The organism is Streptomyces sp. NPDC036984 (genome assembly GCF_055607665.1).
In genome coordinates this window covers 62,091-88,186 of sequence record NZ_JBVJRL010000009.1, presented here as the reverse complement: position 1 = coordinate 88,186, position 26,096 = coordinate 62,091, and the positions used below count along the sequence as shown (strand labels likewise).

Sequence of the window (26,096 nt, the reverse complement as noted above, 5' to 3'; positions counted from 1 at the left end):
CCCCGCAACCCCCCCCCCCCGGAGACGCGCAAAACGGCGGCGGCCCCCGCCAAAACCCGGTCCCCGCCGCCGTCCCTGTGCGGGTGGCGCGCTACCAGCGGTACCAGCGGCCTCGCCGGCCTCCGGTCCCGGCCGGGCGGACGACGAAGCCCACCAACCACAGCACGAGCACGATGACCGCGATCCACCACAGCGCCTTCAGCGCGAAGCCCGCGCCGAAAAGAATCAGGGCCAGCAGAAGTACCAGCAGCAAAGGAACCATGTTTATCGACCTCCGCTCCGGCGGGTTCCCGGAAATTCCACACTCAGACCTCTTGATCTTCACCGGGGGTCACATCCGGATTTCTGGTTTGGATGAGGCCGGAGCGGCAATCCGAATGGCGACCGAAGACCGCGTCGACGTTGGGATGTGACACGCGATGTCCGGCAACCAGAAGTCGAAGGGCAAGGCGGAGCAGGCCAAGGGCAAGCTCAAGGAGGCCGCAGGTCGCGCCGTCGGAAACGAGCGCTTGGAGGCCGAGGGCCGTATGGAGGGCGCCCGCGGAGACGCCCGGCAGGCGAAGGAGAAGGTGAAGGACACCTTCAAGCACTGAAGACGTCTGCGTCTTTCCGCGCCGAGTCGTGCGCCGATACGGATGTGGAACGGGCCCGGAAATCCGACGGAAGCGGATTTCCGGGCCCGTTTCCGCTGTGTGGCGCCGCCACGCCGCCTCTCAGCATGCGTTGGTGAGCATCCGGAGGATTCCTCGCGAACGCCCCTTTGACCCGCGGCCCAGCGGGTAGCCGGGGAGGGACGGCACGACCCCACCTGTGCGCAGGAAGGGGCCCTGACCCCCCAAGGAAAAGGGCGACGAGGTATGGACATCCCGCTCAGGACCCACGCGACGACGCAGGACCGCCCCGCGCGCCTGCGCTGGAGCCGCACCTGGGACACCGGCGTGTCGAGCATCGCCGAGGCCAGAGACGCCGTCGCGGCCCTGCTCTCCCGGGCGCGGCCGGCCCCCGAACGCCGCTCGGTGCAGGATGCCCAGCTCGTCGTGAGCGAACTCCTCGCCAACGCGGCCACGCACGCCCCCGGTCGGTGCGCCCTGCTCCTGGAGCTGCTGCCCGGAGCCGCCGCGCTGCGCGTCGCCGTGTCGGACACCTCCGCGCAGCCGCCCCGGCGGCGCCCTCCCGATCCCGGGCGGGTCGGCGGCCACGGCCTGCACCTGGTGTCGATGCTCGCCCGCGACCTGGAGGTGACCTGGCTGTCCCTCGGCAAGCGGGTCACCGCGACCGTTCCGCTGCACCCCGCGGCAGCCGGCTGACCGGTCGGTCCCGGCGGATCAGTCCACGCGGATCCCGACGATGCAGGTGTCGTCGTCGGTGTCCGACCTGCTGAAGGTGAGCAGCCGGTCCAGGTGCTGGTCCAGGGAGCCGGGCGCGGCGCGCGCAGTGTCCAGGAGATGGGACAGGGACTCCTCCACCGACCGGTCCCGGCGCTCGATCAGGCCGTCGGTGTACATCAGCAGGGTGTCCCCGGCGGCCAGCTGCACCTCCGTCTCCTCGTAGCGCGCCTCCGGCACCGCCCCCAGCAGCATTCCCCCGACCGGGGGCAGCGCGGTGGCCTCCGCCTCGCGGACCAGCACCGGCGGCAGATGGCCCGCCCGCGCCCACCGCAGGGTGCGGTGCTCGCCGTCGTACAGGCCGCACACGGCGGTCGCGGTGACGGCGCCCGTCAGATGGTGGGCGACGATGTTGAGCCAGGACAGCAGCTGCGCCGGGCCGGCGCCGGTCACGGCCAGGCCGCGCAGCGCGTTGCGCAGGACGACCATGCTGGTCGCCGCCTCGATGCCGTGTCCGGCGACATCGCCGACGCACAGCAGGACCAGTCCGGAGGGCAGCACGACGGCGTCGTACCAGTCGCCGCCGACCAGGTTCTCGGTCTCGGCGGGCCGGTAGCGCACCGCCACCTTGAGGCCGGGCACCAGCAGCGGGGCCTGGGCCGGGGGCATGATGGCGTGCTGGAGCTGGAGGGCCAGCCGGTTGCGCTCGACGGCCTGCTGCTCGGTGTGGGCCAGCTGGTCGCGGGTGGCGGCGAGGGCGACCTCGGTCCAGTGCTGGGCGGAGATGTCCTGGTAGGCGCCGCGGACGACGAAGAGCTGGCCGTCGGTGTCGAGGACGGGTTCGGCGACGACCCGCATGTGCCGGGTCACGCCGTCGGGTCGCAGCAGCCGGAACGCGGCGGAGGCGGGCCTGCGGTGGTGCAGCAGGGTGCGCAGGAAGCGGCCGAGGGTCACGGCGTCGTCGGGGTGGGCGTGGGCCGGCAGGTCCTGAAGGGCGACCGGGGTGCTGGTGGGCGCGCGGCCGTACAGGCTGAACAGCTGGCCGTTCCAGGTGATCTCGCCGGTGAGCAGGTTCTCCTCGAAGCCGCCGATCCGGCCGAGCCGCTGGGCGTGCTGGAGCAGGCTGGCCAGGCGCGCCGTCTCGTCCTCGATCCGCCAGATCAGCAGCACGCTCGTACCGTGCCGGCTGATGCTGATGTCGGCGACGGCGGACAGCGGCACCTGGTCGACCAGGGCGGTCAGCCGCATCCGGCGAGCGCGGAACGGCTCGCCGGTGGCGTAGACCCGCTCCACCCGCTGAAACAGCTCGCTGGCGCCGGCGGCCGACGGATAGGCCTCCAGCAGCAGGGCGCCGCCCACGACGGCCCGCGGCCGGCCCGCGGGGTCGAGGAAGCGGCTGTTGACGTGCTGGATGCGGAAGTCGACCAGCTGCCCGGCGTCGTCCAGGTGCGGCACGAGGACCAGGGCCGGGTCGTGCAGCCCGTCGGCCAGGTCCATCAGCTCGACCACGTCGGGCAGCGGCCTGGGTTCCGGCCCGGCGGCCGGCGGCGGTGCGAACGTCTCCAGGGTGTGCGCGCACAGCTCGGCGAGAGCCTCCACCTGCCGGACGACCGGGCGCGGCAGCGGGCCCTCGGGCTTGGGCCAGGCGATCTCCAGGACGCCGTGGATCCGGCCGCCCGTGCCGGCGGGTACGGCGATCCGCGCGCCGTCGGCGTACTCGCGCCGGCCGATCGTGGGCAGCCCGGACCCGGCGAGCGAGGGCAGCCACTGTCCGTGGGGTTCGGTCAGGCCGCGCCGGGCCACCGTGGCGACGTCGGGCGGGACGTAGCGCCAGCGGGCGGCCTCGCCCGGCGGGAAGCCGGCGCTGCCCGCGAGGGTCAGCGAGCCGTCCGAGCCGGCCGCCCAGATGGCCACGGCGACCGCGCCCAGCGGGCGCAGGGCGTGCTCCAGCAACGAGTCGGCCATCGCCTGGGTGTCGTCGGCGGCCAGGACACCGCTCTCGGCGGCGCGCAGCCGTACCGCGGCGGACTCCGCGACCGGCCCGGGCGGCTCCGCGGCGGCGGACAGGAACGCCTCGGTGATCTCCGCGACGCGGTCCCGGGCCGCCTGGTTGATGACGTCCACCGCGAACTCCAGCGGGGTCACCTGTGCCTGCGCGGTCAGTTCGGCGAGCTGGCGGGCGGCCTGGGCGGGGCCGCAGCCGAGGCGTTCGACCAGGATGCCCTTGGCCAGTTCGATGAGCGCCCGGCCCTCCGCCTCGGCCTGCGCCGCCCGTACCTCCCGGCGCAGCCGTTCGACGGTGGCGGCGAGCCGGCCCACCGGGGAGGCGGCCGGGACGTCGGGCAGGACCACTTCGACGGCGGAGAGCTCGGCGAGCCGGCCGGCCGGAACGTCGGGCAGGACCGCCTCGACGGCGGGGAGCTCGGCGGGCGGGCCGGCCGGGGCGTCCGGTCCGGCGGGCGGTTCGTGGGTGGTCACCGGATCGGTACTCCTCGGCCTGCGGACGGGCGGGCGTGCGGTGCCGGGCTCATGCGGGGAGCCAGCGCCGCACACAGGCGATGAGGTCATGGGTGTCCACCGGTTTCGTGACGTAGTCGCTGGCGCCGGAGGCGAGGCTCTTCTCCCGGTCGCCCTGCATGGCCTTGGCGGTCACCGCGATCACCGGCAGGTCGGCGTACTGCGGCATCTTGCGGATCTCGGCCGTGGCCGTGTACCCGTCCATCTCGGGCATCATCACGTCCATCAGGACCAGTTCGACGTCCGGGTTGTGCATCAGCGTCTCGATGCCCTTGCGGCCGTTCTCCGCGTGCAGGACACGGAAGCCGTGCAGTTCGAGGATGCCGCTGAGTGCGAACAGGTTCCGCGCGTCGTCGTCCACGACGAGGACGGTACGGCCACGGGTCTGCTCGTCGATCAGGTGCGGTGCCGTGCGCTGGGGCTCGTCCCCGCGGACCAGGGTGAGCACCTCGCCGGGCTCCTCGGCGGACAGGTGCAGGGCGATCCGCTCGCGCAGCTCGTCCAGGCTGAACAGGTACTCCAGGGAACCGCCCACGGTGGACTCCGCGGGGGGCTCGGTACGGTGCGAACCGTGCACCAGCACCGGGACGCTGGTCAGGGCCGAGTCGCCGCGCAGTGCCTCCAGGAAGCGGGCCGACTCCCCGTCGGGCATGCCCAGTTCCACGACGACGCAGTGGCAGGGCTCGGCGGCCAGGGCGCCGGCCGCCTCCTGGGCGCCGACCGCGGTGATGATGTCGACGGGCATGCCGCCGCCGTCGGGACGGGCGTGCTCCAGATCCCCGACCACGCTCTCGGCGACCAGCGTCAGCAGCCCGCGCGGGCGCTCCTCCACCACGAGCAGACGGCGCGGGCGCTTCGCGGTGGCGGGCGGCAGCCCCTGCGCGAAGTCCGGCCCGGGTGCGCCGTCCGTCAGCTCCCGCTCGGCCGGCTTCGGGACGGGGCGTCCGGCCCGCAGGACGTCCTCGAAGTCCGGCCGGGCCACGGGCAGGAAGAGGGTGAAGGTGCTGCCCTTGCCGGGGGTGCTGTCCACGGTGACGGCACCGCCGAGCAGGTGGGCGATCTCCCGGGTGATGGACAGCCCCAGACCGGTACCGCCGTACTTGCGGCTGGTGGTGCCGTCCGCCTGCTGGAACGCGCCGAAGATGGTCTCCAGCTGCTGCTCGGGGATGCCGATCCCGGTGTCCTTCACCCGGAACGCGACGACCGAGCCACCGCGCACGACGCCCTCGGGCACCTCGTCGTCGGTGGCGGGTTCGACACGGAGTGCGACACCGCCCTGTTCGGTGAACTTCACCGCGTTGGACAGCAGGTTCCGCAGGATCTGCCGGAGCCGGGAGTCGTCGGTGAGCAGGTCGGCGGGGGCGCCGGTGGCGGTGGTGACGGTGAAGTCCAGGCTCTTCTGCGAGGTCATCGGCCGGAACGTGGCCTCGACGTAGTCGATGAGCTGGCGCAGCGGGACGCGTTCGGGCGTGACGTCCATCTTGCCCGCCTCGACCTTGGACAGGTCCAGGATGTCGTTGATGAGCTGGAGCAGGTCGGAGCCGGCGGAGTGGATGATGCCCGCGTACTCGACCTGTTTGGGGGTGAGGTTGCGGGAGGGGTTCTGGGCCAGCAGCTGGGCGAGGATGAGCAGGCTGTTGAGCGGGGTGCGCAGCTCGTGGCTCATGTTGGCGAGGAACTCGGACTTGTACTTGGAGGCGAGCGACAACTGCTGGGCGCGCGCCTCCAGTTCCTGCCGGGCCTGTTCGATCTGGAGGTTCTTCGCCTCGATGTCCCGGTTCTGCTCGGCCAGCAGCGACGCCTTCTCCTCCAGCTCGGCGTTGGAGCGCTGGAGTTCCTCCTGCCGGGCCTGCAGCTCGGCGGAGCGGGACTGGAGTTCGCTGGTCAGACGCTGGGATTCCTCCAGCAGTTCGTCGGTGCGGGCGTTGGCGACGATGGTGTTGACGTTCACCCCGATGGTGTCGACCAGCTGCTGGAGGAAGTCGCGCTGGACGGGAGTGAACGAGGTGACGGCGGCCAGTTCGATGACGCCGAGGACCTGCTCCTCGAAGACGATGGGCAGCAGCAACAGCGCGGTGGGCTCGACCTGTCCGAGGCCGGAGGAGATGGTGACGTACCCGGGCGGCAGCTGGTCCACGGCGATGGTACGGCGGCTGCGCGCGGCCTGGCCGACCAGGGAGCGGCCGAACGGGATACGGACGGGCCGGGTGTCGCCGTCGGGCCGGCCGTAGGAGCCGACGAGCCGCAGCTCGGGCCCGGACGCGGCGTCCTCGGCCAGGTAGAAGGCGCCGTACTGGGCGGACACCTGGGGCACCAGCTCGTCCATGATCAGCTCGGCGACGACGGGCAGGTCGCGGTGGCCCTGCATGAGGCCGGAGATCCGGGCCAGGTTGGTCTTCAGCCAGTCCTGTTCCTGGTTGGCCCGGGTGGTCTCGCGCAGGGACTCCACCATGGAGTTGATGTTGTCCTTCAGGTCGGCGACCTCGCCGGAGGCGTCGACGGTGATGGACCGGGTCAGGTCGCCCTCGGCGACGGCGCTGGCCACGTCGGCGATGGCGCGGACCTGCCGGGTGAGGTTGCCGGCGAGCCCGTTGACGTTCTCGGTGAGCCGTTTCCAGGTGCCGGAGACGCCCTCGACCTCGGCCTGGCCGCCGAGCCGGCCCTCGGTGCCGACCTCCCGGGCCACGCGCGTGACCTCGTCGGCGAAGGCGGAGAGCTGGTCGACCATCGTGTTGATGGTCGTCTTCAGTTCGAGGATCTCGCCGCGGGCATCGACGTCGATCTTCTTCGACAGGTCGCCCTTGGCCACGGCGGTGGTCACCAGCGCGATGTTGCGGACCTGGCCGGTGAGGTTGTTGGCCATGGAGTTGACGTTGTCGGTGAGGTCCTTCCACGTGCCGGCCACGTTGGGCACATGGGCCTGGCCGCCGAGCCGCCCCTCGGTGCCCACCTCGCGCGCCACCCGGGTGACCTCGTCCGCGAACGCCGACAGCGTGTCGACCATGGTGTTGATGACGTCGGCGAGGGCGGCGACCTCGCCCTTGGCCTCGACGGTGATCTTCTGAGAGAGGTCGCCCTTGGCGACGGCGGTGGCGACCTGGGCGATGGAGCGGACCTGGCCGGTGAGGTTGGAGGCCATCACGTTGACGTTGTCGGTGAGGTCCTTCCAGGTGCCGGCGACCCCGCGCACCTGGGCCTGGCCGCCGAGCCGGCCCTCGGTGCCCACCTCGCGGGCCACCCGGGTGACCTCGTCGGCGAACGCCGACAGCTGGTCCACCATCGTGTTGATGGTGTTCTTCAGCTCCAGGATCTCGCCCCGCGCATCCACGGTGATCTTCTGCGACAGATCACCCTGCGCCACCGCGGTGGCCACCTGGGCCACGTTGCGCACCTGCGCCGTCAGGTTCCCGGCCATGAAGTTCACCGAGTCCGTCAGGTCCCGCCAGGTGCCCTTGACTCCCTTGACGTCCGCCTGGCCGCCGAGCCGCCCCTCGGTACCGACCTCGCGGGCCACCCGGGTGACCTCGTCGGCGAACGCCGACAGCTGATCGACCATCGTGTTGATGGTGCTCTTCAGCTCCAGGATCTCGCCCCGCGCATCCACGGTGATCTTCTGCGACAGATCACCCTGCGCCACCGCGGTCGTCACCTGGGCCACGTTGCGCACCTGCGCCGTCAGGTTCCCGGCCATGAAATTGACCGAGTCCGTCAGGTCCCGCCAGACGCCCGCGACGCCGGGGACCTGGGCCTGGCCGCCGAGCCGGCCCTCGGTACCCACCTCGCGCGCCACGCGCGTGACCTCGTCCGCGAACGCCGACAGCTGATCCACCATCGTGTTGACGGTTTCCTTCAGCTGGAGGATCTCGCCGCGCGCGGGCACGTCGATCTTCTGGGAGAGGTCGCCCTTGGCCACGGCGGTGGCGACCTGGGCGATGTCGCGGACCTGCGTGGTGAGGTTGCCCGCCATCGCGTTGACGGAGTCGGTCAGATCGGCCCAGGTGCCGGAGACGCCGGGCACCTGCGCCTGGCCGCCGAGGGTGCCCTCGGTGCCCACCTCGCGCGCCACCCGGGTGACTTCGGAGGTGAATACGGACAACTGATCGACCATGCCGTTGAAGACGGTGGCGATGTCGCCCATGAGCCCCGTGGAGTCATCCGGCAGCCGAGTGCCGAAGTCCCCGTCACGCACCGCGGTCAGCCCCGCGAGCAGCCTTCTCAGTTCGTGGTCACCCGGGACCGCCTCGGTCGTCCCGGTCGCCTTGCCGGCCATGCGCACCCTCGATCCGCTCCCCAAGAGCCCTCGCGCCGAGAGCTCGGAACCGCGGCCGGGAGCAGTCCGCCACCCGGCCGTTGGTGTGTGCATTTCCGCAGTTCACGGATTTGCATGATGAGAAAATACGCCGCAGGCTAACCCACCCCGACGGCCTCGGACAAAGTAATCGGCCAACTCACGACGCCCCTCGAAGTCCACTCGCCTCGGCAGGTGTGAGGGCGTTTCATCCGGGTACCCGCAATGATTTGACCCAAGGCCGGAACAGCGGATGCGGGCGGGTGTCACCCGCCGTGCGCACCGCGGCCGCCCAGTCCGGCGGTGTCTCGCCGTCCACGACGAACTCCAGCAGCAGCGGCCCGCGCCGGGCGAGCACATCGGCCCAGACCGAGGCGACATGCCGCGGCCGGTCGCAGCGGACGGCGGGCAGCCCCGCGAGGCGGGCCCACTCGGCGTACGGCAGCGCGGGGACCTCGGCGGAGAGCGGGATCAGCGGGTCGCCGGCCGCGGCCCGGCGTTGCCAGGTGAGCCGGTTCAGGTCGCCGTTGTTGAAGACGCAGAAGACCAGCGGGGGCAGCCCGGCCAGCCGGTCCAGATGGCGGCGGACGGTGATGAGCTCGTTCAGACCGCCGCCCTGCAGGGCACCGTCGCCGACGAGGGCGATCACCGGCCGGTCGGGGGCGGCAAAGCGGGCGGCGACGGCGTAGGGGACGGCCGCGCCGGGCAGGCCGAGATGGCCCGAGAGCAGGGAGCGCATCCCGTTGCGGAGCCGCAGATGCCTGGTCCACCAGTCCAGGGAGGTGCCGGAGTCGGTGACGACGACGGCCCGGTCGGGCAGCCGCTCGGACAGTTCGGCGACGACCGACCGGGGATTCACCGACGTACCGAAGTAGCGGTTCGCCCTGGTCGCTCCCTCGGCCCGCCAGGCGCGTACGGTCTGCTCGACCCGGGTGGCCCAGGCACGCTCGGGGATGCGGTGCAGGAGCGGGATGAGCGCTTCGAGGCAGCCCGTGACGTCGCCGGTCACCCGGACGGCCGGAGCCCCGGCGGGCAGCGGGCAGTCGTCGGGCACCGGGTCCACGGTGACGGTCCGGCACCGGCCGGGATCGGGCAGCAGGGCGGGGTCCAGGTCCTCGGCGCCGACGAGCAGCAGCGTGCCGCACTCCCGCAGCAGGGCCGCGGCGGCCTCGCTGCCGAGCGGGCCCGCCACGCCGGCCAGGTACGGCAGGTCGTCGGGCAGCGCGTCCCGGGCCAGAGCCGTGGTGGCGACGCCGGCGCCCAGCAGCCGGGCCACGCCGGCCACCTGTCCGGACGCCGGGCGGCCCGCGTTGCCCACGACGACGACGGGCCGCGTCGCGCCGTCGAGTGCCGCGGCCGCGCGGCGCACCTCGTCCTCGGTCGGCAGTCGTACCGGCGGGGCGGCGGGCCGGGTGCCGGGCGGCTGCGCGGGCGCCGGGGCCGCGAGGACCTCGCGGGGCACGACGAGGCTCGCCACTCCCCGGTCGGTGCGGGCGGCCCGCACGGCCCGATGCAGCGCGTCGCCCATCAGGTCCGGCGCGGACACCTCCTCGCAGTACACGCAGACCTCCGCCAGGTGGCGCACGGCACGCCTGCCGCTCAGGTGCGCCTCCGGGGCCGCGCCGACGAGGGCAAGCAGCGGCACCCGGTCGGCCGCCGCGTCGTGGAGCCCGGCCAGCAGTCGCAGCACCCCCGCGCCGGGCGGGGCGAGACAGCAGCCGAGCCGGCCGGTGAGCTTGGCCTCGGCGCAGGCCATGAGCGCGGCCGACTCCTCACTGCGGGCCTGGACGTACTCCGGGGTCCCGGGGCCGCCGTGCAGGGCGCTGATCAGCGGGTCGACCGTGAGCCCCGGCATCCCGTACACCCGGTGCGCGCTCTCGTCCCGCAGCCGGGCGGCGACCACCTCGGACACGTTCACCACGGTGACCTCCTCGCGCCCGGAACCCACTCGTCCGGGCGACCGGGTAGCCGTGCGCCCGCCGCCGCAAACGGGCCGGGGAACGGGCCCGCCGACCGGCCGTTCCGGGCGAGCGCGGCGGGGGGACCCGTGCCAGGCTCGATGCAGAGCACCGAGAGTGAGGGATCCAGCACCGGGCGGAAGGCGAGCTCCAGTGACGGTGTCGGAGGAACGGCGGTCGTCCCGGCGCGCGGGGCGTGGTGAGTCCCTGGTGACGGCACTGGACCAGCGGTTGCCGGTCGCCTCGGCTGGCAGGGAGTTCCTGCGCAAGGCGTTCCCGGACCACTGGTCGTTCCTGCTGGGCGAGCTGGCGCTGTACAGCCTGCTGGTGCTGGTGCTGACGGGCGTGTGGCTGACGTTCTTCTTCCATCCGGACATGGCCGAACGGCCGTACACCGGCTCGTACCTTCCGCTGCGCGGCACGATGACCACCGAGGCGTACGCGTCGGTGCTGCGCATCAGCTTCGACGTGCGCGGTGGTCTGCTGATCCGGCAGGTGCACCACTGGGCATCGCTGGTGTTCGTCGCGGCGATCGGCGTGCACCTGCTGCGGATCTTCTTCACCGGGGCGTTCCGGCGGCCCAGGGAGGTCAACTGGACGGTCGGGGTGACGCTGTTTCTGCTGGCCCTGCTGGAGGGGTTCTGCGGGTACTCGCTCCCCGACGACCTGCTGTCCGGCACCGGCCTGCGCACCGCGCAGGGCATCGTGCTGTCGATCCCGGTCGCCGGCACCTATCTGTCGTTCTTCGTGTTCGGCGGCGAGTTCCCCGGGCACGACATCATCTCCCGGCTGTACGTGACGCACATCCTGCTGGTGCCGGGCCTGCTGCTGGCACTCGTCGCGGTGCATCTGACGTACATCGTGGTGCACAAGCACACCCAGTGGCCGCTGCCCGGCCACACCAACCGGAACTCCGTCGGCAAGCCGCTGGTCCCGCAGTACACGGCCAAATCCGCGGGCCTGTTCTTCGTCCTGGCGGGTGTGCTGACGCTGATGGGCGCGCTGTTCCAGATCAATCCGGTGTGGGACTTCGGGCCGTACCGCGCCGACCACGTCTCCCTGGACTCGCAGCCCGACTGGTACGTCGGCTATCTGGAGGGCGCACAGCGGCTGATGCCGGCCGCGGAGACGAACATCGCCGGGCACACCATCGCCTGGGACGTGTTGCTGCCGGGCGTGCTGCTGCCCGCGGTGCTGTTCCTCCTGCTGTACGGCTATCCGTTCTTCGAGCGGTGGATCACCGGCCCCCCGCCGGAGCAGCACCTGTGCGACCGGCCGCGCAACCAGCCCACCCGGACCGCACTGGGCGCGGCGGCAGTCTCGGCGTACGGGGTGCTGCTGATGGCCGGCGGCCAGGACGTGCTGGCCTACCTGTTCGACCTGCCGGTGGAGCTGCTCACCCGCTCCTTCCGTACCGCCCTGTTCGTGGTGCCGTTCCTGACGTACCACGCCGTCAAGCGGGCGTGTCTCGGGCTTCAGGCGTCCGACCGGCGCCGGCTGCTGTACGGGGAGACGACCGGGGAGGTGCGGCGCACGGCGGGCGGCGGCTACGAGGAGGCGCACACGCTGCTGTCCCGCGAGGCGGCCTGCCGCATCCTCGTGCGCGACACGCCCCGGCCGCGGGCCGAGGGCACGGAGGCGTGGCGCTGGTTCCACCGGCACCGGCTGCGCAACGCCCTGAGCCGCTGGTACTTCGGCAGGAGCGTGGAGATGCCGGCCACCGACCGGCAGCGGCGCCGGGTGGAGTGGGTGCGGGCCGAGCCGGGCGGAGTTCCCGAAGAGGGTGAGGAGGGCGAGGAGTCGTGAGCGAGGAGGACGGCATGAGCGACGACGAGAGCCGCCGGAACCAGCTGTACGGCCCGCAGCCGGACGTGGCCGGTGCGTCCGGCTATCCGGACGCGCCGCCACGCGTGGGCTTCTTCACCGACACGTCCGTGTGCATCGGCTGCAAGGCCTGCGAGGTGGCCTGCAAGGAGTGGAACGCCATCCCGGAGGACGGCCTCGAACTGACCGGCATGTCCTACGACAACACGCAGGGGCTCGGCGCCGACACCTGGCGGCACGTGGCCTTCGTCGAGCAGCGGGGGCCGTTCGGCGGGCAGGAGCCCGGGGCCGCCCACGACGACGTCGACGTGTTCGCCGCCGCCGCCCTGCTCGGCACCGGCGCCCCCGCCCCCGGCCCGGGCGCCACCGCTCCCCCGCCCGGCCAGGCCCCCGCGGGCGCTCCCGCCGGGCGGATCTCCCCGCTCTCCCCCGACGGCCGCACCGAGCTGCGCTGGCTGATGGCCTCGGACGTGTGCAAGCACTGCACGCACGCCGCCTGCCTGGACGTGTGCCCCACCGGGGCGCTGTTCCGCACCGAGTTCGGCACGGTCGTCGTCCAGGAGGACGTCTGCAACGGCTGCGGCTACTGCGTGCCGGCCTGCCCCTACGGCGTCATCGACCAGCGCGAGGAGGACGGCCGGGTGTGGAAGTGCACCCTGTGCTACGACCGCCTCGGCGCCGGCCTGGAGCCAGCCTGCGCCAAGTCCTGCCCGACGGACTCGATCCAGTTCGGCCCGCTGGAGGAACTGCGGGAGCGGGCCGGGGCCCGGGTGGCGCAGCTGCACGCGGCCGGCGTGACCGACGCCCGCCTGTACGGCGAGAGCCCGGACGACGGGGTCGGCGGGGACGGCGCGTTCTTCCTGCTGCTGGACGAGCCGGAGGTCTACGGCCTGCCGCCCGACCCGGTGGTCACGACCCGGGATCTGCCGGACATGTGGCGGCACGCTGCGCTGGCCGCCGTCTCCCTGGCCGCGCTGGCCGTCGGCAGCTTCGTGAGGGGGCCGCGATGAGCGGATCGGACGTCACCCGCGGCGGTGTGCGGGGCGAGCGGCCCGGCCGGGAAGCGCCGGCCGGCGCGCACGCGGGGCGCCGCCGTCGCCGGCGCGGGCGGGGCGAGCAGCCGATGGTCCCGGACGCCGCGTTCTCGTCGTACTACGGCAAGCCCGTCCTGAACAGGCCCCCGTGGCAGCCCCTGGACATCGCCGGCTATCTCTACCTCGGCGGTCTGGCCGGGGCGTCCTCGCTGCTGGCGGCCGGTGCCGAGGCCACCGGGCGGCCCGCACTCGGCCGGCCGGCCAAGCTGGCGGCCGCCGGCGCGATCTCGCTGTCGCTGGCCGCGCTCGTGCACGACCTGGGGCGGCCCGGCCGTTTCCTGAACATGCTCCGGGTCTTCAAGCCCACCTCGCCGATGAGCGTGGGCTCGTGGCTGCTGGCGGGTTACGCGCCGCTGACCCTGGCGGCCGCGGCGACCGAGGTGGCGGGCCGCCACCGGCTGGCCGGCTCCGCCGCGACGGCGGCCGCCGCCGTCCTCGGCCCGGCCGTGGCCACGTACACCGCGGTGCTGCTCTCGGACACGGCGGTGCCGTCCTGGCACGAGGGCTACCGGCAGCTGCCGTTCGTCTTCGCCGGGTCCGCCGCGACCGCCGCCTCCGGACTGGTCCTGGCCGCGGCTCCGGCCGCCGAGGCCGGACCGGCCCGCCGGATGGCCGTGCTGGGGGCCGCCCTGGAACTGGGCGCCTTCCAGGTCATGAAGCGGCGCATGGGGCTGGCCGCGGAACCCTTCGAGCAGGGCGGGCCGCACCGGCTGCTGCGGGCGGCGGAGGTCCTCACCGCGGGCGGGGCCGCGCTGGCGGCCGTGTCGGGGCGGCTGCGCGAGCGGCTGCTGGCCGTGGCCGCGGGCGCCGCTCTGCTGACCGGGTCGGCGGCGCTGCGCTTCGGGGTGTTCCACGCCGGGGTGGCATCGGCGGAGGACCCCCGGTACACGGTCGTCCCGCAGCGGGAGCGGATCCGGGCGCGCGGCCGCTGACGGTCTGGCTGACGGTTCCGGAGCGGATCCCGGGCACGCGGCCGCTGACGGTCTGGCTGACAGTCTGGAGCGGATGCGGGCGCGCGGCCTGACGGTCTGGCTGACAGTCTGAAGCCGGCCGTCGTCTCAGAGGGAGTCCTGCTCGTCCCGGCGGGCCGCCTGCTGGTGCTGGTGGGCCCCTTGCTGGTCCTGGTGAGCCCCCTGTTCCTCCGGGAAAGGCCCCTCGCCCTCGTCGCCCGCGTCGTCCTCGCCCGCGTCGACGAGCCGCTGCTGAGAGCCGAGCCGGTCCGCCAGGTCCCGCACTCCGGTGGCCTCCAGGGCGGCGGGCAGCTGGGCGGCCGGGTAGGGCTGGGGGGTGCGCCGCAGCCAGGCGGTGGCGAGACCCGCCCGGGCGGCGCCGTCGATGTCCCAGGGATGCACCGACACCAGTACCACCTCGTCGGCCGGGACGCCCACGGCGTCCACCGCGTGTGCGTAGGCCTCCCGGGCGGGCTTCCAGCGGCCCACGCCCTCCACGTCGAGATGCGTCTCGAAGCAGTCGGTCAGCCCGGCCCGGTCCAGGACCGCGCGGGTGGTGTCGGCGGAGCCGTTCGTCAGGGTCACCAGGCGGAACCCGGCGGCCCGCAGCGCCCGCACGCCGCCCGGCACGTCCGGATACAGGGACAGCTCGCGCAGTCCGGCCAGGACGTGGTCGGCGGCCGCTTCGGGGTCGGTCACGCCCGGCGTGCGCGCCGCCAGCGTGCGCAGCCCGTCCCGGGCCACGGCGGCGAACGACGCCCGGCCGCCGGCCAGCGTCAGGGCGATTCCGTCCCGCAGCACCCCGGCGAACCAGGCCGGCAGCAGCCGGCCCGGCAGGCCGGCGTCCGCCATGCGGGTGCCGAGCGGGGAGAGATCGATGAGTGTCTCGTTGACGTCGAACACCAGGGCGTGCACGCGGTGGTCACCGGGCAAGGGGCTCACCGCCCCGCGCGGTCGGTCCGAGTCCGCGGGCCTCGCGTTCCTCGCGGTTCACCCAGGACCAGGTGACGGTCGCCGCGGCGATGCCGACGGGCAGCATGCCGACGATCATGGCGAGCCCCGCCGCCGAGTGCCCCGCGGCGACGACGCCCACCGCCGGCAGGTCCAGCAGGGGCGCCGCGAGAAACAGGTACAGGCACCGCCCGGGGTCGTCGAGCCGGTGCCGGGTCCGGGCGAGAACCGGCAGCCAGAACAGGACGGCGGCCGCGAGCAGGACGGGCTCGGTGACGAGCGCTCCGCCGGGCGGCCGCACGCCCATGAGGTCGCCCAGCACCGCCCAGGCGTGCGTGACCGCGAGCAGGGGCAGGGCCACGGCCGCCGGGACGCTGATCCGCTCCCACAGCGGCGAGCGCCGTGCGGCACGGACGGCGCCGGGGACAAGCGCTGCGGCGAGCAGCGCCGTCCAGGCCATCGCCGGCACGGACATGTGCGCCGAGTCGTCCATTCGGACCTCACCTCTCCCGGGCCGCGGTGCCGCGCAGCGCCATCCCCGCGGCCAGCGCGAGCAGCGGTACGGCGACCACCAGCAGCCAGCGACCGTAGACGAAACCGAGCGCGACCAGCAGCAGGCCGATCGCGGTGGGCAGGACCGCGCCCGCTCCCCGGTCCGGGACGCGGTAGCGGACGTGCTGGTCGGGGGCCGTGCGGGAGGAGAACAGCACGGCGAGGGCGGCGAGTTCGAGGAGGAGGACGGTTGCGCCCCACAGCCAGTACACCATCGCGCTCTCGCCGTAGAGCGCGAGGACGGCGAGGAGGACGCCGTTGCACAGGCCCCAGCCGGCGACCACCGCGGCGGACAGATGCCGTCTCATGTGCGGCTCCTCTCCCGGCGCTTGTGGTCCAGCAGCGGGGCGAAGCTGGTGACGGCCGGGAGCGGGCGGTCCGCGGGGAAGTTGAGGCGCGGCGGCGGGGAGGGGGTGGCCCACTCCAGGGTGTGCGCGTCCCACGGGTCGTCGCCGGCCGGCCGGGCCCGGCCGAGATGGCGGCTGCGCAGGGTCCACAGCACGTTCACCACGAACACCGTCATGCCCGCGGCGAGGAAGGCCGCTCCGATACCGGCGAGCAGGTTCAGCAGGCCGAAGCCGTCGAAGCCGGCGTAGGTGGCGACCCGGCGCGGCATGCCGAGGTAACCGAGGGCGAACATCGGCAGGAAGGTCAGGTTGGTGCCGATGACCAGCAGCCAGAAGTGCAGCCGGCCCAGGCGTTCGTCCAGCAGGGTGCCGGTGGCCTTCGGGAACCAGAAGTAGACCGCGGCGAAGAGGCCGAAGGCGCTGCCCGCGAAGAGCACGTAGTGCAGGTGGGCCACGACGAAGTAGCTGTCGGTGACGTGGTAGTCGATCACCGGGGTGCCGACCATGATGCCGGTGAGGCCGCCGATCAGGAACTGCGGGACGAAGGCGAGCGCGAACAGCATCGGGGTGCGCAGGCGCAGCCGGCCGCCGAGGATCGTGCCGAGCATGCCGAAGTACTCGACACCGGCGGGGACGAGCAGGGCGATGGAGGTCAGGGAGTAGTAGTCGTTGGCCGCCTGGCCGGTGGCGAACATGTGGTGGCCCCACACACTCATCGACAGGGCGGCGAACACCAGCAGCGACAGCGCGGTGCCCCGGTAGCCGAAGAAGCGGCGGCCGGAGAACACGGCCAGCACCTCGGCGACGGCGGCGAGGTACGGGAAGAACATGACGTACACGACCGGGTGGCCGTAGAACCAGAAGATGTGCTGGTAGCCGATGTTCCACACGTTGGAGGCGAAGACCGAGGCGTCGGCACGGCCCACGGCGAGCAGGGTGAGCGCGGCGAGGAGCGCGGGGAAGGCTCCGATCACCATCAGACAGGTGGCGATCATCGCCCAGCAGAACACGGGCAGGCGCAGCATGGTCATCCCGCGGGTGCGGCGCCGCAGGACGGTCCACAGCACCGCCCAGCCCTGGACGATCGTGCCGGTGACGGCCAGGAACACGCCGACGATCCACAGGTCGGTGCCGGCGCCGGGCGAGTGCTCGCTGTCGGCCATCGGCGGGTAGGAGAACCAGCCGTCGGCGTGCGCGCCGGTCGGGGTGGCGAAGCCGGCGAGCAGGGTGAGGGCGCCGAGCGCGTAGAGCCAGTAGCCGAGGAGGGTGAGCCGGGGCAGGGCGATGCCGGGGGCGCCGATCTGCAGAGGCACGAGATAGACGCCCATGCCGAGCGCGAACGGCGTCATGACCAGGTAGATCATGCCCGAGCCGTGGACGGTGAACAGCTGGTCGTAGGTCTGGGCGGTGAGGAAGGTCTCCTCCGGCCGGGCGAGCTGGCCGCGCATCAGGAGCGCGAGGACACCCATGAACAGCAGGAGCACCAGGGAGGTGCCGGCGGTGAGCAGGCCGATGCGCTTGTGGTCGGTGGTGGAGACCCAGCCGAGCCAGCTGCCCGGCGGTACGGGGCGCCCGGCGTCGTCGCGCTGGGTCTCGCCGGGGGGCGCGATCGTCATGCCGCGGCCGTCCCGGCGTGCGCCCAGCGGTCGAAGTCGTGCGGCGGGACCGCCTTGATCCAGAAGTCCATCGTGGAGTGCCGCTGTCCGCAGAACTCCGCGCACCGGCCGCGCCAGCGGCCCGCCCGGTCCAGGGTGAGGGTGAAGGTGTTCACATGGTGCGGGAAGGCGTCCATCTTGTAGCGCAGGCCGGGCACCCAGAGGGAGTGGATGACGTCCCGTGAGGTGAGCCGGAGCTGGACGGCCCGTCCGGCCGGTACGACGAGGATGGGGATGTCCTTGCCCTTGCTCCCGCCCCTGCACGTGCCGGAGACGCGGCGGTGGTCCGCGGACTGCGGATAGCGGAAGGTCCAGCACCACTGGAAGCCGGTGATGTCGACGCGCAGGGGATGCGGGCCTGCCGCGGGGTGTTCCTCGTGGTTCTGCCAGGCGGTCCAGGCGACCAGGAAGAGCGCGAACGCGGTGAGGGCGCCGACGTAGTAGGCCTCCAGGCGGGGCCGTTCGGGGCGATCGGCGCTCCCGGACCGCCACCGCGCCAGGGCCCGGGCCAGCACCGCGAGCACGACGAGGAAGACACAGCCGGCCACGATCGCCTCCAGGGTGAAGACGGTGCCGAAGACGTGACGCTGCCTCATCGCGCCACCGCCCTCGTCCCGACGCCCCTGACCACCATGCGATCGCTCCCGTCACTCGTCCGGGACCGTGATTACCCGGACATTACGGGCACGCTGTCCGGTCCGTGCGCAGACACACCGCAGCGGCGGAGCCCCCGGAACCGTGGGCTCGCACCGACCGGGCCCCTTGGACCCTCCCGGGCGGGGGTACGCCGCCGGCCACGGCCGGAGATGCCGTGATCGCGAGGCTGCGGGAGAATCGAGGAACCGATCACGAGGAGGGAGTCGTGGGCGTACGCACCTGGATCGGCTCCTGGCCGGTCTACCGCCAGCTCACCGGCACGGACCCGCTCGGCAGGGGCGCCGCCGCCCGGAGCGGGCGCAGCGCGCGCCTGACGCCCCGGGTGGCCGCGGCGGACCGGGTGGTGAAGTCCGTCTGCCCGTACTGCGCGGTGGGCTGCGGCCAGAACGTGTACGTCCAGGACGAGAAGGTCACCCAGATCGAGGGCGACCCGGACTCCCCGATCTCGCGCGGGCGGCTGTGTCCCAAGGGTGCGGCGAGCCTCCAGCTGACCACCGGGGACGCCCGTGAGCACCAGGTGCTCTACCGGCGCCCGCACGGCACCGACTGGGAGCGGCTGGACCTGGACACAGCGATGGACATGATCGCCGACCGGGTGATCGAGGCCCGCCGGGCCGGCTGGCAGTGGGAGGTCGACGAGACCCGCACCCGGCGCACCCTGGGCATCGCGAGCCTCGGCGGGGCCACGCTCGACAACGAAGAGAACTACCTGCTCAAGAAGTTGTTCACCGCGCTGGGAGCGATCCAGATCGAGAACCAGGCGCGTGTTTGACACTCCTCCACCGTTCCCGGTCTGGGAACGTCGTTCGGCCGCGGCGGCGCGACCACCTTCCAGCAGGACCTCCAGAACGCGGACTGCATCGTCATCGAGGGCTCGAACATGGCCGAGTGCCATCCGGTCGGGTTCCAGTGGGTGATGGAGGCCAGGGCGCGCGGTGCGAAGGTGATCCACGTCGACCCGCGGTTCACCCGCACCAGCGCGCTCGCCGACCTGCACGTGCCGCTGCGCGCGGGCACGGACATCGCCTTCCTCGGCGGGATCGTCAACTACGTGCTGCGGCACAAGAAGTACTTCCGCGACTACGTCGTGGCCTACAGCAACGCGCCGGTCGTTCTGCGGGAGGACTTCCGGGACACCGAGGACCTGGCCGGTGTCTTCTCCGGCCTCGACACCGACAACCGCAGCTACGACAACGTCAGTTGGCAGTACGAGGGTACCGAGACACAGGCGGCCTCCGGCGAGCGCGACCAGGAGTACGAGGAGCGCACGGGCGGCGGTTCGGTGACCGAGGCCGCGCGCGGCGAGGCCCATGGTTCCGGCGGCGCGGTGATCGGCGAGGGCGAGCCGGAACGGGACGAGACGCTGACCCACCCGCGCTGTGTGTTCCAGGTGCTCAAGCGGCACTACGCCCGCTACACGCCGGAGCTGGTCGAGCGGGTGTGCGGGGTGCCGCAGGACCTGTTCCGCCAGGTGTGCGAGCTGGTCACGGAGAACTCCGGCCGGGACCGGACCACGGCCTTCGCCTACGCGGTGGGCTGGACCCAGCACACGGTGGGGGTGCAGTACATCCGCGCCGCCTGCGTCCTGCAAACCCTGCTCGGCAACATCGGCCGCCCGGGCGGCGGCATCCTGGCCCTGCGCGGACACGCCTCCATCCAGGGGTCCACGGACATCCCCACCCTGTTCAACCTGCTGCCCGGCTACATCCCGATGCCGCACGCCCACCAGAACCAGGACCTGGACGCCTTCGTCGAGGCGGAGGCCGCGCACAAGGGCTACTGGGGCAACATGCGCGCGTACCTGGTGAGCCTGCTCAAGGCGTACTGGGGTGACGCGGCGACCCCGGAGAACGATTTCTGCTTCGACTACCTGCCCCGGCTCACCGGCTCCCACTCGACGTACGAGACGACGATGGCCCAGCTGGAGGGCGTGTGCAGGGGCTACTTCCTGCTGGGCGAGAACCCGGCCGTGGGCAACGCCGACTCCAAACTGATGCGGCTCGGCATGGCGAACCTGGACTGGCTGGTGGTGCGGGACTTCTCGCTGATCGAGTCGGCGACCTGGTGGCGGGACGGCCCCGAGATCGAGACGGGCGAGCTGCGCACCGAGGACATCCGCACCGAGGTCTTCTTCCTGCCGGCCGCCGCGCACACCGAGAAGGACGGCAGCTTCACCAACACCCAGCGGCTGCTCCAGTGGCACCACCAGGCGGTCGAGCCGCCCGGCGAGGCGCGCAGCGAGCTGTGGTTCGCCTACCACCTGGGCCGGATCATCCGGGAGAAGCTCGCCGGGTCCGGCGACGAGGCGGACCGGCCGCTACTCGACCTGGCCTGGGACTATCCGACCGGGGGCCGGCACGCCGAACCGGACGCGGAAGCGGTCCTCGCCGAGATCAACGGCCGTGACGCCGAAGGGAATCCGCTCTCCTCCTACGAGGAGCTGAGGGACGACGGCTCGACGGTCTGCGGCTGCTGGATCTACTGCGGTGTCCGCGCCGACGGCGTGAACCAGGCGGCCCGCCGCAAACCCGGCGGGGAGCAGGACTGGGTGGCGGCCGAGTGGGCGTGGGCCTGGCCGGCCAACCGGCGGATCCTGTACAACCGCGCCTCCGCCGATCCGCGGGGCCGGCCGTGGAGCGAGCGGAAGGCGCTGGTGTGGTGGGACCCGGAGCGGGGCGAGTGGGCCGGGCACGACGTGCCCGACTTCAAGAAGGACAAGGCGCCGGACCACGAGCCGCCCGCGGACGCGACCGGACCGGAGGCCCTGTCCGGCACGGATCCGTTCATCATGCAGGCCGACGGCAAGGCCTGGCTGTACGTGCCGTCCGGGCTCACCGACGGGCCGCTGCCGGCACACTACGAGCCGCAGGACTCCCCGTTCCCGAACCTGCTCTACGACCAGCAGCGCAATCCGGTACGGCAGTTGCTGCCGCCGCATCCGGACAACCGCTACCAGCCGAGCGGCGACGAGCCGGGCTCCCGGGTCTTCCCGTACGTGGCCACCACCTACCGGCTCACCGAGCACCACACCGCCGGCGGCATGTCCCGCTGGCAGCCGTATCTGGCGGAGCTCCAGCCGGAGTTCTTCTGCGAGGTCTCACCGGAGCTGGCCGCCGAGCGGGGCCTGGAGCACACCGGGTGGGCGACGATCGTCAGCGCGCGGGGGGTGATCGAGGCGCGGGTGCTGGTCACCGACCGGATGGCGCCGCTGACCGTGCACGGGCGCCGGCTCCACCAGGTGGGGCTGCCCTACCACTGGGGTCCGAACGGCTACACCACCGGGGACGCGGCCAACGAGCTGCTGCACCTGGCCCTGGACCCGAACACGCACATCCAGGAGTCGAAGGCGTTCACCGTCGACATCCGCCCGGGACGGCGGCCCCGGGGCCCGGCGGCCGTGGCGCTGGTGCGGGCGTACCGGATCCGGGCGGGCATCGACGAGCACACGGGAACGGAGCCGTGACGGCTCCTACCTGAGCACGATCGAGTGGGTGCCGCGCGGCACCAGCTCCCCCACGACCGGCGCTCCGGGCACCTCTCCGGCGACGAGCAGCCCGCCGGAGGTCTGCGCGTCGGCGAGCAGCAGCCGGGTGCCGGCGTCCGTTTCCCCGAAGTCGGTGTGCGGCGCGACCCACTCCAGATTGCGCCGGGTGCCCCCGCTGACGTACCCGTCCCGTACGGCCTCACGGGCGCCCTCCAGGCAGGGGACGGCGGCGGTGTCGACCACGGCGGTCACCCCGGAGGCCCGGGCCAGCTTGTGCAGATGGCCGAGGAAGCCGAATCCGGTGACATCGGTGGCGCAGCGGGCGCCGGCGGCCAGCGCGGCCTGCGACGCCGCCCGGTTGAGCGCCGTCATCGCGGCGACGGCGTGCTCGAACCGCTCGCCGGTGGCCTTGTGGCGGTTGTTCAGGACGCCGATGCCCAGCGGTTTGGTCAGGGACAGCGGCAGGCCGGGCCGGCCGGCGTCGTTGCGCAGCAGCCGCTCGGGGTCGGCGATGCCGGTGACCGCCATGCCGTACTTGGGTTCGGGATCGTCGACGCTGTGCCCGCCGCCGACGTGGCAGCCCGCCTCCGTGGCGATGTCCAGACCGCCGCGCAGCACCTCGCGGGCGAGGTCGAAGGGGAGCCGGTCGCGCGGCCAGGCGAGCAGGTTGACGGCGAGCACGGGCCGGCCGCCCATCGCGTACACGTCGGACAGGGCGTTGGCGGCGGCGATCCGGCCCCAGTCGTAGGGGTCGTCCACGACCGGGGTGAAGAAGTCGGCCGTGCAGACCACGGCGGTCCCCCGGTGTGTGACCACGGCCGCGTCGTCGCCGGTGGCGAGGCCGACGAGCAGCGGGGTGTCGCCGCCGGCGAGCGGGGGTGCGGTCAGTCCCGCCACCACCTCCTCCAGCTCGCCGGGCGGGATCTTGCAGGCGCAGCCGCCGCCGCGGGCGAACCGGGTGAGCCGTACGGGCGCCTGACGGGCCGGTGTCGATGTCATACCGGGGGTCTCCTGGGGCAGTAACCTGGCGAGCGGTGGAGGCGTGTGGGTGCCTGGTGGCCCTCCCGGTCTTCAAAACCGAGGGGCCCGAGGATCTCGGGCCGGCGGGTTCGATTCCCGTCCGTCTCCGTCCCCCTCTCCGGTACGGCAGCGCCGGTGCTGGTCGTCGACGCGCTCCGTGTATCCCCGGGCGTCCAGGAACTCCAGCAGCGGTACGGCCACCCGGCGGGTGGTGTCCAGCGCGCGGCGGGCCTCGCTGAGCGTGAACGGCTGGGGCAGCGCGCGCAGGACGGCGGCGGCGGCCGCGTCCGCGCCGGGCGGCAGCACGATCCCGTCGGCGATCCGCAGCAGGGCACCGGCGGCCGCCGCGGCGGCCAATGTCCTGCGGTCGAGCCCGAGTTCGGTGAGCCGACCGGCCTCGGGGGCGCGGAACGGGGCACGGGCGAGGTCCCGGCGCAGGGTGTCCACGGCCGCGCGGACGGGCGCGGGCAGGGCGGGCCGGGGGCCGTCGGCCGGGTACAGCCGGCCCTGGCGGGCGTGGAGGCGGGGCGGTGCCGCGGCCAGCGCGTCGACCAGGGCGCGGTCGGGCAGCCCGAGCAGCCGGCGGGCCGCCTCGGTGGGCAGGCCGGGCTCCAGCGGGTGGGCGCGGGCGTGTGCGTGGACCTGGGCGGCCAGCCGGTCCTTGAGGGCGCTCCAGTGGGCCGCGTCGGCCAGCCAGTCCCCGGCGACGGGAGCGCAGGGCACCGGGATGCCCATCGCCCGCAGGTCGGCGCGCCGGATGAGTCCGCGCCGGCGCAGTTCGGCGGCGCCGTCCGGACGGCCGGTCAGCCCGGCGAGTTCGGCGGCGCGGGCCCGGGCGGCACCGCGCCGGGTCAGCCGGGGCGGCCGGACGTCCAGGACGGTGACCCCGCAGGGCATGCGGCTGCCGCCCGGCTCGCGCAGCACCGCGCGGTCGCCGGCGCGCAGCGGCAGCCCGCGGCGGAGGGTCAGCCGGGCGGTGTCGCGGCCGAGCGGGCGGACGGTCACCGGCACGGCGGCCGTTCCGATGTGCAGGGTGACACGGCGGGGCAGATCGGCCACCGGCACCCCGGTGACCCGTACGTCGGCGGCCTCGGTGCACAGCCAGCGGTCCGGGGTCAGCAGCACCTGCCCGCGGCGCAGGGTGTCGGCCCCCTGGCCGTGCACGTTGACGGCGACCCGGGCCACCGCGCCGACGGCGGTGTGCTCCTCGTGCAGGCTCTGCAGGCCGCGCACCCGCAGCACGGCCGATCCGTCGGCGGTGACCAGCCGGTCGCCGACGCGCAGGGTGCCGGCGCCGAGGGTGCCGGTCACCACGGTGCCGTGGCCGCGGACGGTGAACGCCCGGTCGAGCCACAGCCGCACGTCGGCATCGGTGTCGGGGACCGGCAAATCGGTTGCCAGCCTGGCCAGTTCGGCGCGCAGGTCGTCCAGGCCCGCGCCGGTGACCGCGCTGACGGGGACCGCCGCGACCTTGCCGAGGGAGGTGGCGGCCAGGCGGTCGACGGCGTCGCCGCGGACCGGTTCCGGGTCGGCGAGATCGCTGCGGGTCACCGCGAGCACGGCGTGCCGGACGCCGAGGGCGTCGAGGACGGCCAGGTGCTCCGCCGACTGCGGCTGCCAGCCCCGGTCGGCGGCGACCACGAACAGCACGGCGGGCACGGGCCCGACTCCGGCGAGCATGGTGGCGACGAACCGCTCGTGCCCGGGTACGTCCACGAAGGCGAGACGGTCCCCGGCGAGGCCCGTCCAGACGAAGCCGAGGTCCAGGGTGAGGCCCCGGCGGCGCTCCTCCTCGTGGCGGTCGGGCTCCATACCGGTGAGGGCGCGGACCAGCGCGGACTTGCCGTGGTCGACGTGGCCGGCGGTGGCGAGAACCCGCATCAGGCCCGCCCTTTCGCGCAGGGCCGCATCACGCCCGCCTTTCCGCGCAGGGCAGGGGCGGTCCGCTCGTCCGGCGCGATCGGCTGGAGACCCTGCGGCGACACCGGCCGTGCGCCGTCAGCCGGCCGCTCGGCGCCTTCCGTCGACCGTGCCGTGTCTCGGGGAGGCACCGACCGCACCGCCTCCACCAGCCGATCGTCCTCCTGCGGCGGTACCGCTCTCAGGTCCAGCAGGCAGCGGCCCGTCTCCAGGCGTCCGACGACGGGGATGCGGCCGGTGCGCAGTGCGGCGGCGTAGCGCTCGGGCAGGGACAGGGCCGCGCTGGGCAGGGTGACCCCGGGGGCACCTCCCCCACCGACCGTGGCGGCGGAGGCGACGGCCCGGGCGTCGATCCCGTCGGCGGCCAGGGACACGGCCAGCCGCTCGGCACGGGTCGTGAGGGCGGCCGGGTCGGCGGTGAGGGCGAGGGCGGTCGGGGTGGGCGGGCCGGTGAGGGTGGCCTCCAGGGCGGCCAGGGTCAGTTTGCCGACGCGCAGCGCGCGGGCCAGCGGGTGCCGGGCCAGGGCGTGGACCAGGTCGTCCCGGCCGAGCAGGAGCCCGCACTGGGGTCCACCGAGCAGTTTGTCGCCGCTCGCGGTGACGAGCGCGGCGCCGGCCCGCAGCTGGGTGTCGGCGTCGGGTTCCTCCGGCAGCGCCGGATGCGGGACGAGCAGCCCGGAGCCGATGTCGACCACGACCGGGACGCCGAGACCGGCGAGGTCGGCGACCTCGGCGGACCGGGTGAAACCGGTGATACGGAAGTTGGACGGGTGGACCTTCAGCACGAACCCGGTGCCCGGGCCGATCACGGCCGCGTAGTCGGCGGCGGTCGTCCGGTTGGTCGTACCCACCTCCCGGAGCCGCGCGCCGGTCGAGACGAGCAGGTCCGGCAGGCGGAAGCCGTCGCCGATCTCCACCATCTCGCCCCGGCTGACGACGATCTCCTTGCCGGCCGCGAGGGCGGTGGCGGCCAGGACGAGCGCGGCGGCCCCGTTGTTGACGACGTGCGCGGCACCGGCGGCCGGCACCCGCTCGCGCAGCGCGGCGAGCGCGGAGCGTCCCCGGCACGCCCGTACGCCTCTCGTCAGGTCGAGTTCGACGTCCGTGGGACCGGCCGCCTCCTGGACCGCCTGCCGGGCGGCGGCCGACAGCGGGGCCCGGCCGAGGTTGGTGTGCAGCAGCACGCCGGTGGCGTTGATCACGGGCCGCAGGCCGCTCGCGGTGCCGGGCAGCAGGGTCAGGGCCGTCTGCGGCACCTGGTCCGGCGCGATGCGGCCCGCGCGGGCCCGCTCCTGCGCCTGCCGGACGGCGGCCTTCACCACGTCCGCACCGAGCCGGTCCAGGGCCGTGGCCAGCCGGGGGTCGCGCAGCAGGGCGTCGGTGCGCGGGATGCGGCGGCGTGCGTCGGCCTCCGGGGACCGGGGCGGCTCCCCGGGGCCGGGCGCGCTCCGCGTGGTGTCCCGGTCTGTCCGTCCTGGTACCGGCCGCTGCTCCATGCCGCCGCTGTCCCTCCCGGTCCGGCCGTGCGCCCGCACGGGCTGCGCTCATCGTCTC

17 protein-coding genes, 1 tRNA gene and 1 pseudogene are annotated in these 26,096 nt (G+C 73.6%); 7 read left to right on the top strand and 12 right to left on the bottom strand.

Annotation, left to right across the window (positions count from 1 at the left end; all coding sequences use genetic code 11):
- Positions 1-91 precede the first annotated feature (91 nt).
- Positions 92-262 (bottom strand): hydrophobic protein, encoded by a 171-nt coding sequence (locus ACZ7DL_RS18630; protein ID WP_184972054.1) that lies wholly within the window; start codon positions 260-262, stop codon positions 92-94.
- A gap of 157 nt (positions 263-419) precedes the next feature.
- Between ACZ7DL_RS18630 and ACZ7DL_RS18625 the strand changes: the two genes are divergently transcribed.
- Positions 420-593: a CsbD family protein gene (locus tag ACZ7DL_RS18625; RefSeq protein ID WP_470775242.1), complete on the top strand. Its 174-nt coding sequence runs from the start codon at positions 420-422 to the stop codon at positions 591-593.
- Between the two features lie 264 nt (positions 594-857).
- Positions 858-1,307, top strand: a complete 450-nt coding sequence (locus ACZ7DL_RS18620; protein WP_470775241.1) for an ATP-binding protein — start codon at positions 858-860, stop codon at positions 1,305-1,307.
- An 18-nt stretch (positions 1,308-1,325) separates the two neighbouring features.
- Here the strand turns inward: ACZ7DL_RS18620 and ACZ7DL_RS18615 are convergent, their stop codons facing one another.
- The 3 genes from ACZ7DL_RS18615 to ACZ7DL_RS18605 all read right to left on the bottom strand — a co-directional run bounded on the left by ACZ7DL_RS18615 (position 1,326) and on the right by ACZ7DL_RS18605 (position 10,051).
- Complete coding sequence (locus ACZ7DL_RS18615) at positions 1,326-3,803, bottom strand: SpoIIE family protein phosphatase (RefSeq protein ID WP_470775240.1); 2,478 nt, start codon at positions 3,801-3,803, stop codon at positions 1,326-1,328.
- Between the two features lie 49 nt (positions 3,804-3,852).
- The gene (locus tag ACZ7DL_RS18610; RefSeq protein ID WP_470775239.1) at positions 3,853-8,112 is read right to left on the bottom strand and encodes a HAMP domain-containing protein; all 4,260 of its coding nucleotides are present in this window, start codon (positions 8,110-8,112) and stop codon (positions 3,853-3,855) included.
- A gap of 226 nt (positions 8,113-8,338) precedes the next feature.
- Entirely contained in the window at positions 8,339-10,051 is a 1,713-nt protein-coding gene (locus ACZ7DL_RS18605) for a thiamine pyrophosphate-binding protein (protein WP_470775238.1), read from the bottom strand.
- Positions 10,052-10,298: 247 nt separating this feature from the next.
- Here ACZ7DL_RS18605 and qcrB point away from each other — a divergent pair, with 247 nt between their 5' ends.
- From qcrB to nrfD, 3 genes are read left to right on the top strand one after another with little or no spacing between them, the layout of a single operon-like run.
- Positions 10,299-11,894 (top strand): cytochrome bc1 complex cytochrome b subunit, encoded by a 1,596-nt coding sequence (gene qcrB, locus ACZ7DL_RS18600; protein ID WP_470775237.1) that lies wholly within the window; start codon positions 10,299-10,301, stop codon positions 11,892-11,894.
- Between the two features lie 14 nt (positions 11,895-11,908).
- A complete protein-coding gene (locus ACZ7DL_RS18595) occupies positions 11,909-12,922 on the top strand; it encodes a 4Fe-4S dicluster domain-containing protein (protein ID WP_470775393.1) in 1,014 nt (337 codons plus the stop codon).
- On the top strand, positions 12,919-13,938 hold the full coding sequence (gene nrfD, locus ACZ7DL_RS18590; RefSeq protein WP_470775236.1) for an NrfD/PsrC family molybdoenzyme membrane anchor subunit: 1,020 nt from the start codon (positions 12,919-12,921) through the stop codon (positions 13,936-13,938). The genes ACZ7DL_RS18595 and nrfD overlap by 4 nt, the downstream gene beginning before the upstream one ends.
- Before the next feature lie 126 nt (positions 13,939-14,064).
- Here nrfD and ACZ7DL_RS18585 read toward each other — a convergent pair whose 3' ends face one another.
- From ACZ7DL_RS18585 to ACZ7DL_RS18565, 5 genes are read right to left on the bottom strand one after another with little or no spacing between them, the layout of a single operon-like run.
- A complete protein-coding gene (locus ACZ7DL_RS18585) occupies positions 14,065-14,889 on the bottom strand; it encodes a haloacid dehalogenase type II (protein WP_470775235.1) in 825 nt (274 codons plus the stop codon).
- A complete protein-coding gene (locus ACZ7DL_RS18580; RefSeq protein ID WP_470775234.1) occupies positions 14,879-15,400 on the bottom strand; it encodes a hypothetical protein in 522 nt (173 codons plus the stop codon). Before ACZ7DL_RS18580 ends, ACZ7DL_RS18585 begins: the two co-directional genes overlap by 11 nt.
- Before the next feature lie 7 nt (positions 15,401-15,407).
- A complete protein-coding gene (locus tag ACZ7DL_RS18575) occupies positions 15,408-15,767 on the bottom strand; it encodes a hypothetical protein (protein ID WP_470775233.1) in 360 nt (119 codons plus the stop codon).
- Positions 15,764-17,422, bottom strand: a complete 1,659-nt coding sequence (locus tag ACZ7DL_RS18570) for a cytochrome c oxidase subunit I (RefSeq protein ID WP_470775232.1) — start codon at positions 17,420-17,422, stop codon at positions 15,764-15,766. The genes ACZ7DL_RS18575 and ACZ7DL_RS18570 overlap by 4 nt, the downstream gene beginning before the upstream one ends.
- Positions 17,419-18,057: a cytochrome c oxidase subunit II gene (locus tag ACZ7DL_RS18565; RefSeq protein WP_470775231.1), complete on the bottom strand. Its 639-nt coding sequence runs from the start codon at positions 18,055-18,057 to the stop codon at positions 17,419-17,421. Before ACZ7DL_RS18565 ends, ACZ7DL_RS18570 begins: the two co-directional genes overlap by 4 nt.
- Positions 18,058-18,323: 266 nt before the next feature.
- Here ACZ7DL_RS18565 and fdh point away from each other — a divergent pair, with 266 nt between their 5' ends.
- Positions 18,324-21,581: a formate dehydrogenase gene (fdh, locus tag ACZ7DL_RS18560; RefSeq protein ID WP_470775230.1), complete on the top strand. Its 3,258-nt coding sequence runs from the start codon at positions 18,324-18,326 to the stop codon at positions 21,579-21,581.
- 6 nt (positions 21,582-21,587) lie between these two features.
- Here the strand turns inward: fdh and selD are convergent, their stop codons facing one another.
- Complete coding sequence (gene selD, locus ACZ7DL_RS18555) at positions 21,588-22,601, bottom strand: selenide, water dikinase SelD (protein WP_470775229.1); 1,014 nt, start codon at positions 22,599-22,601, stop codon at positions 21,588-21,590.
- A 37-nt stretch (positions 22,602-22,638) separates the two neighbouring features.
- Here selD and ACZ7DL_RS18550 point away from each other — a divergent pair.
- Positions 22,639-22,731, top strand: a tRNA-Sec gene (locus ACZ7DL_RS18550).
- Between the two features lie 83 nt (positions 22,732-22,814).
- On the opposite strand, the pseudogene ACZ7DL_RS18545 reads toward ACZ7DL_RS18550, so the two are convergent.
- Positions 22,815-24,503: pseudogene (locus ACZ7DL_RS18545) on the bottom strand (GTP-binding protein); the annotation flags it as partial.
- Complete coding sequence (selA, locus tag ACZ7DL_RS18540; protein ID WP_470775228.1) at positions 24,503-26,038, bottom strand: L-seryl-tRNA(Sec) selenium transferase; 1,536 nt, start codon at positions 26,036-26,038, stop codon at positions 24,503-24,505. The pseudogene ACZ7DL_RS18545 and the gene selA, both read right to left, overlap by 1 nt.
- Positions 26,039-26,096: the final 58 nt, after the last annotated feature.